The sequence below is a fragment of the Brenneria rubrifaciens genome, from assembly GCF_005484945.1.
GTDB classification, from domain to species: domain Bacteria; phylum Pseudomonadota; class Gammaproteobacteria; order Enterobacterales; family Enterobacteriaceae; genus Brenneria; species Brenneria rubrifaciens.
The window spans coordinates 1,680,093-1,693,675 of the sequence record NZ_CP034035.1 but is presented as its reverse complement, the minus strand read 5'-3'; the positions used below and the strand labels follow the sequence as shown (position 1 = coordinate 1,693,675).

The window sequence follows — 13,583 nt, the reverse complement described above, 5'->3', positions numbered from 1 at the left end:
GGGTGCACGATGCACCCGTTGGTTTTATTCCCGATCTTCCGGCTGAGACTTGTGTTTCTCAGCCGTTTCTTTAATCAGTTGCTGTAATTCGCCACGCTGATACATTTCTATCACTATGTCACAGCCGCCGACCAGTTCCCCATCCACCCACAACTGTGGGAAAGTCGGCCAGTTGGCGTATTTGGGCAATTCGGCGCGAATATCTGGATTCTGTAAGATATCGACATAGGCAAAACGTTCGCCACATGCTGACAACGCCTGTACTGCCTGTGCAGAGAAGCCGCAACTCGGCAATTTAGGAGAACCTTTCATATACAGCAGAATCGGGTTTTCAGCGATCTGACGCTGAATCTTTTCAATTGTCGTTGTCGTCATTCTCTTGCTTCCTCAAACCTTAATAAGATGGCTAACATCAGATGCATTAACCACGGGCCTCTGTCAGATGAGCCATTACAGCGCGATCTATTCAATTATATTGTACCGAGGGCCGTAGCGACAAAAAAACGCCATTTTTTGTGTGGCTTTGTTTTTTGCCACTTAATACAGAGACAAAATAAAGGTCACGTTCTAAGAATTTATCTCTCGCCCCCCTTCTCCCTGTCTGTACTCAGACACGCTTTGAGTCGCCAAAACGCGTTTAAACAGACGCACCGGCGAAACAAGTGAGCAGGTAAGCGCCAATCAGTTCAATACGGCGATAAAGCTGAATACCATGATCATGGCGAGCGCAGCAACGGTTGTCAGTAATGACAATTTAAGATCTGTATCCATAAGTCTCTCCTTTATCTATGACGGCAAATGATGAGAAGAAAGGCGTGTCCTTGATTGGGGATTCAACATCAAACGATAGTTTAAAACCACAACCCGATAACTCTGCCGATTCTTCCATAAGTTGAATGAAAAATCTCGTTCCTATGCCGCACTAATAGTATAAATTACTGCTTCCCCTTTCGTGGCAAATCGGACAAAATCCGCGGCTCAGGGTAGCGCTGCGTCCTGGTCGAAACGTCAACCTTGTTCCCCTCAGGTATAATATTCGGCACTCTCTACTGAATCCGGTTTTTTCGCCGGGAAGAAGAACTTCACACGCAGGCAAACGATTAACACTACCTACGACGGTAACAGGTAAGTCAGGAGTCATTTTTAGATGGCAACGATCAAAGATGTGGCAAAACGAGCGGGCGTTTCCACCACCACCGTATCGCACGTGATTAATAAAACACGTTTCGTCGCCGAAGAAACCAGGGCAGCCGTGAGTGCGGCGATTAAAGAGTTACATTATTCACCCAGCGCTGTCGCCCGCAGTCTAAAAGTCAATCACACCAAGTCCATCGGGCTGTTGGCAACGTCAAGTGAAGCGCCCTATTTTGCCGAGATTATCGAATCGGTGGAAAACAGCTGCTATGCCAAAGGTTATACGCTAATTCTGTGTAATTCACACAACAACCTCGACAAACAGCGCGCCTATCTTTCCATGTTGGCCCAAAAGCGCGTGGACGGCCTGCTGGTAATGTGTGCGGAGTATCCTCCCGCATTACTCACCATGTTGAAAGACTATCGCAGTATTCCGATGGTGGTCATGGATTGGGGACAGGCGCACAGTGATTTTACCGATACCGTCATTGATAATGCCTTTGAAGGCGGCTATATGGCAGGCCGTTACCTCATCCAACGCGGCCACCGGGACATCGGCGCCATTCCCGGCAGTCAGGAGCGTAACACCGGCAGCGGCCGCTATCTGGGGTTTTTGAAGGCACTGAAAGACGCGGATATTCCTGTGCGTGACGCGTGGATCGTTCAGGGCGATTTCGAGCCGGAATCCGGCTATAAAGCAATGCATCAGATTCTGGCGCGGAAGCATCGCCCAACCGCCGTTTTCTGCGGTGGCGACATCATGGCGATGGGCGCGATCTGCGCGGCGGACGAGTTGGGGTTGCGTGTCCCGCAGGATATCTCGGTCATTGGCTACGATAATGTTCGCCATGCCCGCTTTTTCACGCCGGCGCTGACCACGATCCACCAGCCTAAAGAGCGTCTGGGACAATCCGCATTCTCAATGCTGCTCGACCGTATCACCAGCAAACGGGAGGACGCACAGGTTATCGAAGTCCACCCGACGCTGATTGAGCGCCGTTCCGTGGTTGATGGCCCTTTCTGCGATCGCCCTCATCACGCCTGATATCGGATAATGTCTTCTCTCAGGCATCCGCCGTCCTTTCCGTGACACTGCTTCAGCCAATTTATACTTGTCCCCAGGCTGAAGCAGTCATAAACTGAATACGATTTTTACAAAAACTGCATTTTGCTTTCTTCAACTATCCTTAATTTTGCGCGCAAACGGATGCTGCGGAATTTATCTCAATGATGAGTGCCCCTACGTAGCTGCGTACCGGCTTTTCTTCTTCATTTTTCTCTGACGATTCAGAGAATAGGCGATAAGTATTTACCACTGGTATCAAACGTGGGTGAATATTGTCTATGTTTTCCTTGCGGCGCGTTATCGACCCCAAGGTAGGGAGAGGTTATGAGTTCATCATATATAGAGGAACTGGATAGCCATAACGCATCCTGGTTCCACATAGTGCATGAAATGCTGAGTATGGCGGATATCAAAATCAATGGTTCGCGTCCATTTGATATCACAGTGAAAAATCCAGAATTCTTTAAACGCGTGTTGCGCGAAGGCTCATTAGGGCTGGGTGAAAGCTATATGGATGGCTGGTGGGAGTGCGACCAGTTGGATATGTTTTTCCATCGCGTGCTGCTCGCCAAACTTGATAAAAAACTGCCCCGCCACCTGAGAGACATCTTACACATCGCCGCATCTCGTTTGATGAACCTGCAATCCAGGAGACGCGCGTGGATTGTTGGTGAAGAGCACTATGATTTGGGCAACGATCTGTTTTCACTGATGCTCGATCCCTACATGCAGTATTCCTGCGCTTACTGGAAAAAAGCGGCAACGCTGGAGCAGGCACAGGAAGACAAACTGCAAATGATCTGCGAAAAACTCCAGCTCAGACCTGGAATGACGCTGCTGGATATCGGTTGTGGCTGGGGTGGATTGGCGGAATTTGCCGCCCGTCGTTATGGCGTATCCGTTTGCGGCGTGACAATTTCCCGCGAACAGCAAAAGTTGGCTCAGCAGCGCTGCAAAGATCTGGACGTCACCATTCTGCTACAGGATTACCGCGACCTCACCCATGAGTTTGATCGCGTCGTGTCTGTCGGGATGTTTGAACATGTCGGTCCGCGCAATTATGACGCCTATTTTCGCGTCGTCAGTCAGAATCTCAAGCCTGACGGTCTGTTTCTGCTGCACACCATCGGCGCGAATCAAACCAACTCGCAGCTCGATCCCTGGACGGACAAATATATTTTCCCCAATGGCTGTCTTCCTTCCGTGCGTCATATTGCACAGGCCAGCGAGTCCTACTTGGTAATGGAAGACTGGCATAATTTCGGCGCCGATTACGACCGCACATTGATGGCGTGGCATGAGCGCTTCCAGCAAAGCTGGCCTTATCTTGCCTCACGTTATTCCGCACGTTTCCGCCGTATGTTCGGTTACTATCTGAATGCCTGCGCAGGCGCTTTCCGGGCACGGAATCTCCAGCTCTGGCAGATACTTTTCAGTTCAAATGGCGTTGAAGGGGGATTACGCGTTCCGCGCTAGTCCTGTCTGCTGAAAGCCGCCGGAAAGCCCCTCCCAACGGCTGGTGAAATACCGTTACGCTTCGCTGGCGGACACGGGCGTCTGTTGGCTGGCTAACACGCGCTCTACGGTATCCACCACCGCCTGAGTTTGCGGGTCGATTTCAATATTCACGCGATGTCCCAGCCGCTTCTGCCCCAGCGTGGTACGGTTAAGCGTTTCCGGGATCAAATGCACACAAAAACGGCTGCGGGTGACCTCGCCAATCGTCAGGCTGATCCCGTCAATACCGATAAAACCTTTGTGCAGCACATACTTCATCAGCGACTCGTCGGCCAGGCGAAACCAGATCTGGTGATTATTTTCCGATACCAGAATTTTCACCACCTCCGCCGTACAGATAATATGCCCGGACATAACATGTCCGCCGATCTCATCACCTATTTTTGCCGCCCGTTCGACATTGACGCGATCGCCTGCCTTCACTTCGCCAAGGTTGGTCAACCGCAATGTTTCTTTCATCAAATCGAAGCTGACGCAGTCGCCCGCTAGCGATGTCACCGTCAGACAGCAGCCGTTGTGCGCCACTGACGCCCCTGGGACCAACCCCGGCAGCAGTTCGGGTGGAAGTTTAAGCACATGCGTACGAAAATTTGATTTTTCATCAATGGACACCACCGGCGCGGTGCCTTGAACAATACCAGTAAACATACGGCGCTTGCCTCTTGAAAAAGGATGTAAATAAAACGGGTATTGAGCGATATACCCTAATTGACTCATATCAATGGCTGTCATGCAGTGTGCCCCAGATTAAGTGGAAAACCAAACCGCATGGCTAAAGTGAGTAAATATGTTAATCACTGTTAAATTTTCAGTGAATTTAATCTCCGGCATGCTGGTTTAGTTCCGGCAAGTCGTTACAATATCAGCCTCGCCTCTCACAGAGACGGCATTGCATTTATCCACGTTCGATTATCCCGCTATCCGGTTCGTCAATTCAAGGAAGGTGTTTGTGCAGAAGTATCTGTCCGAAGCGCGTAAGTTATTGGCGCTCGCAGTTCCTGTCATTATTGCGCAAGTATCACAAACCTCAATGGGTGTGGTTGATACCATTATGGCCGGCGCCTACAGCGCCACCGATATGGCTGCCGTCGCCATTGGCACCTCTATCTGGCTACCGGCCATTCTTTTCGGTCATGGATTATTGCTGGCTTTGACGCCGGTTGTCGCGCAGTTGAATGGTTCCGGCCGCCGTGAACGCATCGCGCATCAGGTTCAACAATCTTTCTTTCTGGCGCTGGTTCTCTCCGTGTTCATCATGCTGATGCTGTACCAGGGGGGTTACGCCATCAATCTGATGAATGACGGTTCGCCAGCGCTGGCGGAAAAAGCGGTTGGCTACCTGCGCGCGCTGCTATGGGGGGTGCCCGGCTACCTGTTCTATCAGGTTTTACGTTGCCAATGCGAAGGTTTGTCAAAAACCAAACCGGGTATGGTCATGGGTTTTATCGGGCTTTTGATCAACATCCCCATTAATTACGTGCTTATCCACGGTAAATTCGGCCTGCCCGAATTGGGCGGCATTGGCTGCGGAGTTGCCACGGCGTCGGTCTATTGGCTTATGCTACTGATGATGGTGATTTACACCCGCCGAGCCGCCTGGTTACGCGATATCAGGCGGCAACAATCACGCTTCAGACCGGACTGGCGTGTGCTGAAACGCCTGTTCTCGCTCGGTTTGCCCATTGCGTTGGCGCTGCTCTTTGAAGTCACCCTGTTCGCTGTGGTTGCGCTGTTGGTGCTGCCTCTGGGGGTTGTGGAGGTCGCGGGACACCAGATCGCGTTGAATTTTAGCTCGCTGATGTTCGTCTTACCCATGTCGGTTGGCGTTGCCACAACAATTCGCGTCGGCCACCGACTGGGCGAAGGTTCCGCCGAACTTGCCCGTATCGCGGCACATACCGGATTGATGACGGGGATTGTCATGGCATCCTGCACAGCGGTCTTCACCACACTGTTACGCGAACCCATTGCCCAGCTCTACAATCAGAATCCTGACGTAGTGGCGATGGCGTCGTACCTGATGTTGCTGGCCGCAGTCTATCAAATCTCCGATGCCGTACAGGTTATCGGCACCGGCGTGCTGCGCGGATATAAAGATACCCGGTCAATCTTTTATATTACGTTTACCGCCTATTGGATTCTGGGGCTGCCGAGCGGCTATGTGCTGGCGTTAACTGATCATGTCGTTCCCCGCATGGGGCCCGCGGGTTTCTGGTGTGGTTTTATTATTGGATTAACCGCCGCCGCGATCATGATCGCGACTCGCATTCGCTGGCTTCAGCGGCAACCCGTCTCACAGATTCTGGCAAGGGCGGCGCGCTAGGGGGCGAGTAAAAATCAGCCCCTCTGCATGATAATGATAACAATTAACATTTAAAGCCATAACTGATACGCTGGGCGGATAAAAAATAACCTTTACCTTGGGAGAAAAATGATGTCTGCAACCAACGACGCCCCCAAAACCACTTACCGCCCAGCCCCCCCGCAGTTGATCCAGGTTAAAGATTTTCGCGACATAACGCCCGGTCTTCGGCGTATCACATTCAGCGGTGAAAACCTGCATAACTACCCGCCGGACTGTGAAGGCTGGCACCTGAAAATCCTGTTACCATGTAAGGGGCAGTTAAAACCGGCTTTACCCACGTTGACGCCCCAGGGACCGCAATGGCAGGAAAATGAGGTGCCGCCGTTTATCCGAACCTACTCGGTACGGGCTATCCGACTAGGTCAGCGGGAGCTTGATATTGAGTTTGCCCTCCATGACGGCGCGGAAGGGCCGGCGTTGAATTTTGCCCGGCATGCCCAACCCGGAGACTGGATAGGAATCTCCAATCCTGGCGGCCCCGATCCGATGTTGCCGGAAGCAAAACACTATTTTATGGCCGGCGACCCCACCTCGTTACCGGCGATAGCGGCACTGCTGGAGAAAATGGCCCCCGATGCGCAGGGCAAAGTCATTATTCGTGTCGACGATGAGAGCGATAAGCAAGATCTGATCAAACCGGCCGGTGTGGAGGTCATCTGGCTGACAGGAGACATTTCCCAGACGGACAGGCTGGTAAACACGTTTACCTCATGGGCGTTACCCGAGCGGGAAGTCACTTTCTGGATCGCCGGCGAAGATCAGATAGTCAAATCGCTGCGTCGCTATATTCGCCGGGACAAAGGCTACGATCGTCAGCGAATCTACGCCATTCCTTACTGGCGCCACGGCTATGACGAAGAGCGTTATCACGATCTGCGCCATGAAATTATGGACAGCCAGGACTAGGCGAATCGCCGCGCGCCGGTACACCGGCGCGTGTCATGCGCTCCGCAGATGAATAACCCCGCCATCACGCGCCGACACCGCCGTCAATTATCTGCTCCGCTGCCGCATCCCGCCCGGCTGCTGACATTAATTCCGCCGCTCATACCCACGCGACCCTGACATTGATCCAGCAACGACTGCCAGCCGTTAAAAGTAGGATTTTTCATCAGGGAGATAAAATCGACCGCATACCCCTCCTGATGCAAGCGGGTGATCAGCGACATGATGCGCACCGAGTCCAGACCGTATTCGAGCAGGTTTTCATCGTCGCCAATCTCGCCGCAGTCTTCATCAAGCAGCGGCAACAGCACCTCGCGCAGACGCGCGTTATCCCAACCCGGCGTCTCGCTATTCAGCGCGTCCACCAGCCCGCCGGTGGTTGCCACCTGACCGCAGCAATTGGCCGTGTGGCACAGGGCCATCATATGCTGCTCATAACTGAAATCCGCCAGCGCATCGGCCACCATACAGGGTTTGATATCACGCATAAACGCGTCCAGAGCGGTTGTCAGGCAACCGATGTGCGCATAAACGCCACAGATTATCAATTGATTGCGCCCGCTGTTTTTCAGCATTAACTCTAAATCGGAGCGCTGAAACGCGCTGTAGCGCCACTTGGTTAACACGATGTCCTCCTTTTCCGGCGCCAGCGCATCGACAATCCCCTGCTGGCCGGCGCAATGCGTTAATCCCGCCCCCCAAATATCGTTCAGCAGGGCACGCTCCTCATCGTTCTGATTTTCGGGCTGGGCGGTATAGAACACCGGTATGCCCTGTTGACGGCAGGCCTTTTTCAGACGGGCAATATTCTCCACCACCCGCTTAACCAGCGGCGTGTCCTGTTCCCAGAAATTAAGGAAATAATGCTGCATGTCATGAATCAACAGCGCGGCACGGGACGTTGCCAGCGGCCAGTTGACTTTGTTGACCGGTAGCGCCGCCTGAACCGGCAAATCATAGCTTTTCAATTTAGGGATGCTCATTCTTTCCTCCTGTCAGTTAAGGTTGACTCGTCTCAGAGCGTGCTGACGCAGCCCTGGTTAAGCGATCCGGTAATTTGGTCCGGGTACATCGGCGGAACAAAGTCCGCCCCGATGCTCCCAGCCGGCGGCGATGATTCGGTCATGATGCCGCCTCGCCGCCGTGGTTCACCGCCTGCGGCGGCGAGACGAGCGCCGCGAGCGGCAGAACACCCGCCTGCGGTTCCGCCAGCCGCCCAAACGTCGCGGTGAGCGTACTGGCGATCAAATCGACCCGCCCGGCGTCATAGTGGCCGGTTCGGTAGCTCATCAGTACGCGTATCGACGTTTCGCCGTCGATGACCTCCTCCATCACCTCAAAATGCAGGCCCAGCAATGATTCGTTTTTTTCCGGGTCTACTTGCCGGAAAGCCACGCGGCCCCCCTCAGGCAAAGTAAAACAGCCGTTCAGTTTGTTTTTTGCATGCAGTTGGATAAAGACTTCAAACATATGCTTGCGATCCGATGCCTCTTCCTCCGACAGCGCTTCTTCAATCAAATCAATGGGAATATCGGTGTGAGGGATAGACTGGTTAATGTTGTTCTTCACCTGATCGATAAGCGCGGCCAGGGTGATCCCTTCGGTGAAGCGCAAACGATGCGCAACCACCGTGGTGAAATAACCGATGGTGTCAAAGAAGCGGGCATCGTTCCGTCCTGACGCCGACGTGCCGATGACCAGATCATCCGGCGCGCCGAGGCCGTGGAGCGTGGCCGCAATGCCGGCATACACCACATTGAACAGTGAAGCGCTGTGCTCATGGGCCAGCCGGTATAACCCCTCCGAGACCGAACGCGCTATTTTCAGCTCCACCCATCCCCCGGCGCTGGAAGATGACGCCACGCCGTTTCCGGCAGACGTTTCAATCCCGAACAGCGGTTGGCCACCGCGTGCACCGCGCAGGCTCTCGACCCAATAGTCAAGGTGCGTCTGGTTGAATCCGGCTTCATGTTGTGCAATGGCAAACTCATGAAAAGGCGCCGGCTGGTTATTCCATACCGGCGCTCTGTTCGCCACCCGTGCCGGGTAAGCCTGGGCCAACTCGTCCATCATCAGATTGACGGACCACTCATCCAGTACAATGTGATGGAACAGCATGGAAAGAATCTGCTGCCCTGATGCGCCATCGCGAATAAATTTAATACGCAGCGGCAGTTCTTCAGCGAGATTAAAGCGGTATCCGGCTTCCTCTGCCAGTCGCTCGCGCCAGTCACTCGCCTCGCTTTGATGCGAATACCCGAACCATTGATAGCTCGGCAGATCGCTGAACGCAACGACATGCTGGCGCACCTCGCCCTCCCTCTCGTTAAACAGCGTTCGCAAGCCGGTATGCCGTTCCAGCACATCAAGCAGCGCCTGCCGGAACGCCGTTTCATCGACCGGGTCGAGAAAGCGCAACGCAAAGGGAATATTGAAGATGTCGCCGAAATCATAGGCGGCGTAGGCTTTCCATAATGATTTCTGCGCCAGTGATAACGGCGCGGACGCCGCACCGCTGTGCGGCGTCGCGGTGACGGCGGGAGGCGCGACGATTCTCCCGCCGGTGCGCCGCGCATGCGCGGCCAGCCCCCGGGCGGTAGGATGACTGAACAGATCGCTGATATGAATTTCGATCTGGTGAAGGCTAAGCAACCGCCCTATCACGCGCGTGGCGATCAGCGAATGCCCGCCGTAATCGAAAAAATCATCATCAAGGCCCATCTGGGGCGATGACAGCGCCTCCCGGAGTTCAGCGAGGATCGTTTCGGCCATCTCCGCCTCGTGCGTGCCGTCTGACGATTGCGGCGCGTTTGTCGTTGGGGCAGGCGCGCCAACGACCACCGGCAGAGCCGCCGTCTGCCCGACCAACCAGGCAACAAACTGTTCGAGCAGGAAGCCGCCAATATGGGGTGAAACCTGCGGCCCGGTGATCAGATCCAGACTCAGACTCTCTCCCGGTTCGTCGCCGACGGCCAACGCGAGATCGACAGAACAGTGCGCAGGGGGCAACGGTATCCGTGTAGCAGTGACGTCCGCCAACCGCAGCGACGCCGAAGGTTCCAGCCGCCGGGTCACCAGCACATGGGAACCTGATGCCGCAACACCGTTTCCGCGTTGCGTCAGACTTTTCTGCGCCTGCGTCGCAATTTCACTCAGCGGTCTGCCGTCATTACGCACTACAACTTGCCGCAGTCGGGGAGCCGGCGCTGCGTCATCCGAGACGGCATCCCCGCGTTCACCGTCAACCGGCAGGCTGACGACCACCTCTTCGCCGGCACTGATGGTGGACAGATAGCAACCGAACAGCGCCGCGAGAACCCTCATCTGAGCTTGCGGTCCACCCTCTGCTGAGATGAACGGCGTCAGACGCGCTGCCTCGATCGTCGTGCCATACCGCGCCGCCGCGCCGCCACTGACATGTCGGTAACAGGGTTTGGCGAAATCGATAATCTCCCGCACCGCGCTCGACTCACTGCGATACAGCCAGGGCAGATTTATCTGGCGACTGCCGTCCGGCAGCCCTATTCCCTCAGTCAGCCCGCCGTGTTCGACGATCTGATCAAGGTTCGGCAACGTCCCGCCATTGTAAATGGCGGTCAGCGTGCTTAGGATCTGCGTCCAGGACAGCTGTTTTTCCAGGATACCGTGCGCCACCGCGCCCAGAATCACGCCATACGGCCCCCCGGTGAACAACAGAAAACGAACCGGCGGTTCAAGATGCAGTTCACAGGGTTTACCCTGCTCCCGCAACAGGACGGCGATCGCCTGCGCTTCGTCGGCGATGGGTTCAAAAGCGACGGGCTGTATCGCCGGGCGAACGGTAAATTTTCGCAGTTCTCCCTGCGCATCGAAACGGTATCTGACGTTAAGACCCGGAACCTTTTTCAGCACCGCTTCCAATGCGCTGACCAGCCGGCCGATACGAATTTGCGGGCTGAGCCGCCAGGCCAGCGCAAACTGGTCGGGCGTGTCCTGATCCTGCTGATGACGAAACCAGGCCTGTTCTTCAAATGCGGTCAGCGTTTGTCCGTGCGTTTGTTGCTCTTCCTTTGCGGCGGTCTCCCCGCCGGTCTGCGCCGTCAGCACCGGATTGGACCGCCGTGTTTCACCGTCAGCTCGTATCTTGTCAACATTTTCCGCCACAACTGTCGTCTCCTGTACCTCCGGCTGAGCCGGTACGCTGTCTCAATAAACCTGAGTCCCTCGCCAGCCTGTGACAATACCGGCTGGCGAGACGGAACAAACCGCCCTGTTCTTTCGTCCCGGCCCCACTAGAACGTCAGTTCGAGCGACGCGCCGATCATCCGGTCGGGCTTGACCTCGGAGAGATAATCCACGCCTCTGACACTGCCGTAATAGGACATAACGCTGTCGTCGTAGTCGAACAGATTCTGCGCAAACAGGACGGCCCGACCGTGGCTGAAGGTATAGGCAAGTTGGAGATTGGTCATCCAGTACGACGAGATCCGGCCTCGCGGGCTATTGTCGTTGTTGGAGTAATAGGCGTCGGAAAACGCAACGTTGCCGCTCAGTTCAAAGCCCTGCGCGAACCGGTATCTGGCGCCCACATTGGCGGTATAGCCCGGCGCGCGCGCCAGCTTGTTTCCCTCCAGTTCGCTGCCGCTGAAGCTTTCAATTTTCGATTTCAACAGACCGACCGAGCCGAACAGATCGAACGCCCAGGCCGGCGTCCAACGCGCGCCCAGCTCGGCGCCATAAGTCGTCACTTTGTCGGCGTTGAGGATCACGGAGGAGGCGCTCACATCAACGGGAAGCTGCATATCTTTGTAATCGTTATAGAAAATATTGGTGGTCAGTTCGACATTACTCTCCTTTAGCTGATGTCGGCTGAAGAGTTCATAGTTCCAGACATACTCCGCATCGTAGCGGTAGCTGACGAAAGGTTCGTAGAACGTCATGCCGGCGCCGCCCGCGTTGTAGCCGCGCGCAATCCGGGCGCCGTAGGTCTGTCCGTCCTGCGGCTTCCAGACCGTTTCGAACTTGGGCAGGAATACGTTATAAGCCTCGTCGAAGTCGATTGCCACGTTGCTGCTTCCGCCCTGGCGCCGCCGCTCCTCGCGCTCAACGCGTCCGCCCAGCGTCACGTCGACCTGCGGGACCACCGTGTAGGTGACCTCGGCGAAAGCCGAAAAAGCTTCGGTCTTGTCGTCGAACGTATTCACCCCGCCATAATAAGCGTTAAAGTTGACCCGTTCGTCCTGCTTGGCGTAGAAGTAGCGCAGCCCGGCCAACGCCCGCAACCTGTCTTCGCTTCCGCCAAAACGTATAAGGGGTTCTAGCTGAAACTCCTTGCCGTCAATGTTGGCGGATTGCAGGCCGTCATACGTCAGACGCTGATTGTCGAAATCCGTATACAGCAGTTTGTTTTCCAGTTGCACCATATCGGACGCTTCCCAGGCGATATCCCAAATGCCGCTGGTGGATTTGGTTTCGAACACCGGGCGCATGGTTTCGAACCGGATGCTGCTGGTCGTCTCGTTTTGCGGCGCCCGGGTGTCGTAGTGATTAAGGGAGAGTTTGGTGGTCAGTTCGGGCAGGTTGGCGGGATTGTACAGCAGCTTGGCGCGAGAGGTCGTTACCTCCACCTCGCGGGGATCGCCGACCGGCGCATAGGCGGTCAGATCCGCGGTGCTGCGCCGCCGCTGGCGATCGACGCTGACGCGAAACGCCAGTTCGTCCTCGACGATGGGGCCGGAAACCATCGCCGCCGTCTGCGAATAGTGCCGGTTGCCGATGCCGCCCTTCACCGCCTGTTCCCAATGAAAGGTCGGGTCTTTCGAGGTGATCAGCACCGCGCCGGCGATGGAATTCCGGCCCTGGAGCAAACTCTGCGGACCGCGAAACACCTCAACCCGTTCGATATCCCACATCGACTGGGGACCGAAGGCGAGTTCATTGTAGGTCAGCGAGCGGCCGTCCACCGCCATATTCAGACGCGCGCGCGAGCCGTTCAAAAAGGCGTGCGCCCCCTGCGCCGGGCCGGTTCCATCAATGCCGCGCACGGTGGGCAGATCGTTGCCGGCGCCAGTATCGACAACGTTCGACGTCATCTTAAGCAGATCCGACGCGACGGCGACGCCCGGCGTCGATTCGAGTCTGCGGGCGTCGTAGACTTCCACGCTCGAACCGGTATCGAAAATCGAACGTGACCTTTTTTCGCCAGTGACCACAATGGTGTCCGCTTCCTGTGGCGAAACGGAGGATGAATCCTGACGGGTTTCTTCCTTCTCCTCCTCGACGGCGGCCCTGGCATCGGATACGGATAAAGGCAGGACAACCGATCCCACCGCCCAGCAGCCCAAAGTCAGTAGCGACGGAAACGACAGCGTGTAATCGACAGACTCCCTTTCACCGCCCGGTATCCTGTGCCGTTGAGCCGAGTATGTCGTACTCATTACTCCCCCCTTAAGCAAATGTGCACAAAATCTGTTCTACTCACATAGAAAAAATAAGTGTGGTTTTCACTTTGCAAACGGCATTTGGCATCCGGTACGACTCTGTTACACGCGTTATCCATGCCGGAAGACAGACTGG

10 protein-coding genes are annotated in these 13,583 nt (G+C 55.3%); 4 read left to right on the top strand and 6 right to left on the bottom strand.

Going from position 1 to position 13,583, the window contains the following annotated elements; translation table 11 throughout:
* Positions 1-24: 24 nt before the first annotated feature.
* Positions 25-375: a Grx4 family monothiol glutaredoxin gene (locus EH207_RS07885; protein WP_137713484.1), complete on the bottom strand. Its 351-nt coding sequence runs from the start codon at positions 373-375 to the stop codon at positions 25-27.
* A gap of 306 nt (positions 376-681) precedes the next feature.
* On the bottom strand, positions 682-771 hold the full coding sequence (gene cydH, locus EH207_RS07880; protein WP_137713483.1) for a cytochrome bd-I oxidase subunit CydH: 90 nt from the start codon (positions 769-771) through the stop codon (positions 682-684).
* A gap of 376 nt (positions 772-1,147) precedes the next feature.
* Here cydH and purR point away from each other — a divergent pair, with 376 nt between their 5' ends.
* Together purR and cfa are read left to right on the top strand one after the other, a co-directional pair.
* A complete protein-coding gene (gene purR, locus EH207_RS07875) occupies positions 1,148-2,179 on the top strand; it encodes an HTH-type transcriptional repressor PurR (RefSeq protein WP_137713482.1) in 1,032 nt (343 codons plus the stop codon).
* Positions 2,180-2,524: 345 nt separating this feature from the next.
* Positions 2,525-3,676, top strand: a complete 1,152-nt coding sequence (gene cfa / locus EH207_RS07870; protein WP_137713481.1) for a cyclopropane fatty acyl phospholipid synthase — start codon at positions 2,525-2,527, stop codon at positions 3,674-3,676.
* Positions 3,677-3,730: 54 nt separating this feature from the next.
* Here cfa and EH207_RS07865 read toward each other — a convergent pair whose 3' ends face one another.
* Entirely contained in the window at positions 3,731-4,366 is a 636-nt protein-coding gene (locus EH207_RS07865) for a riboflavin synthase subunit alpha (RefSeq protein WP_137713480.1), read from the bottom strand.
* Positions 4,367-4,667: 301 nt separating this feature from the next.
* On the opposite strand from EH207_RS07865, the gene EH207_RS07860 reads away from it, so the two are divergent.
* Both EH207_RS07860 and EH207_RS07855 read left to right on the top strand, forming a co-directional pair.
* Entirely contained in the window at positions 4,668-6,041 is a 1,374-nt protein-coding gene (locus EH207_RS07860; RefSeq protein ID WP_137713479.1) for an MATE family efflux transporter, read from the top strand.
* A gap of 111 nt (positions 6,042-6,152) precedes the next feature.
* A complete protein-coding gene (locus EH207_RS07855; RefSeq protein WP_137715300.1) occupies positions 6,153-6,989 on the top strand; it encodes a siderophore-interacting protein in 837 nt (278 codons plus the stop codon).
* An 83-nt stretch (positions 6,990-7,072) separates the two neighbouring features.
* Here EH207_RS07855 and EH207_RS07850 read toward each other — a convergent pair whose 3' ends face one another.
* The 3 genes from EH207_RS07850 to EH207_RS07840 form a co-directional block, all read right to left on the bottom strand.
* Positions 7,073-8,011 carry an isochorismatase family protein gene (locus EH207_RS07850; RefSeq protein WP_137713478.1) on the bottom strand — a complete coding sequence of 313 codons (939 nt, stop codon included), beginning with the start codon at positions 8,009-8,011 and terminating at the stop codon, positions 7,073-7,075.
* A 139-nt stretch (positions 8,012-8,150) separates the two neighbouring features.
* On the bottom strand, positions 8,151-11,171 hold the full coding sequence (locus EH207_RS07845; RefSeq protein WP_137713477.1) for a condensation domain-containing protein: 3,021 nt from the start codon (positions 11,169-11,171) through the stop codon (positions 8,151-8,153).
* 128 nt (positions 11,172-11,299) lie between these two features.
* The gene (locus EH207_RS07840) at positions 11,300-13,444 is read right to left on the bottom strand and encodes a TonB-dependent receptor (RefSeq protein WP_137713476.1); all 2,145 of its coding nucleotides are present in this window, start codon (positions 13,442-13,444) and stop codon (positions 11,300-11,302) included.
* Positions 13,445-13,583 lie beyond the last annotated feature (139 nt).

What these genes read in the sequence shown, in the direction of transcription:
- EH207_RS07850 (WP_137713478.1), bottom strand. Translation starts at nt 8,011, where the DNA reads ATGAGCATCCCTAAATTGAAAAGCTATGATTTGCCGGTTCAGGCGGCG.
- EH207_RS07840 (WP_137713476.1), bottom strand. Translation starts at nt 13,444, where the DNA reads ATGAGTACGACATACTCGGCTCAACGGCACAGGATACCGGGCGGTGAA.
- EH207_RS07865 (WP_137713480.1), bottom strand. Translation starts at nt 4,366, where the DNA reads ATGTTTACTGGTATTGTTCAAGGCACCGCGCCGGTGGTGTCCATTGAT.
- cfa (WP_137713481.1), top strand. Translation starts at nt 2,525, where the DNA reads ATGAGTTCATCATATATAGAGGAACTGGATAGCCATAACGCATCCTGG.
- purR (WP_137713482.1), top strand. Translation starts at nt 1,148, where the DNA reads ATGGCAACGATCAAAGATGTGGCAAAACGAGCGGGCGTTTCCACCACC.
- EH207_RS07855 (WP_137715300.1), top strand. Translation starts at nt 6,153, where the DNA reads ATGTCTGCAACCAACGACGCCCCCAAAACCACTTACCGCCCAGCCCCC.
- EH207_RS07885 (WP_137713484.1), bottom strand. Translation starts at nt 375, where the DNA reads ATGACGACAACGACAATTGAAAAGATTCAGCGTCAGATCGCTGAAAAC.
- cydH (WP_137713483.1), bottom strand. Translation starts at nt 771, where the DNA reads ATGGATACAGATCTTAAATTGTCATTACTGACAACCGTTGCTGCGCTC.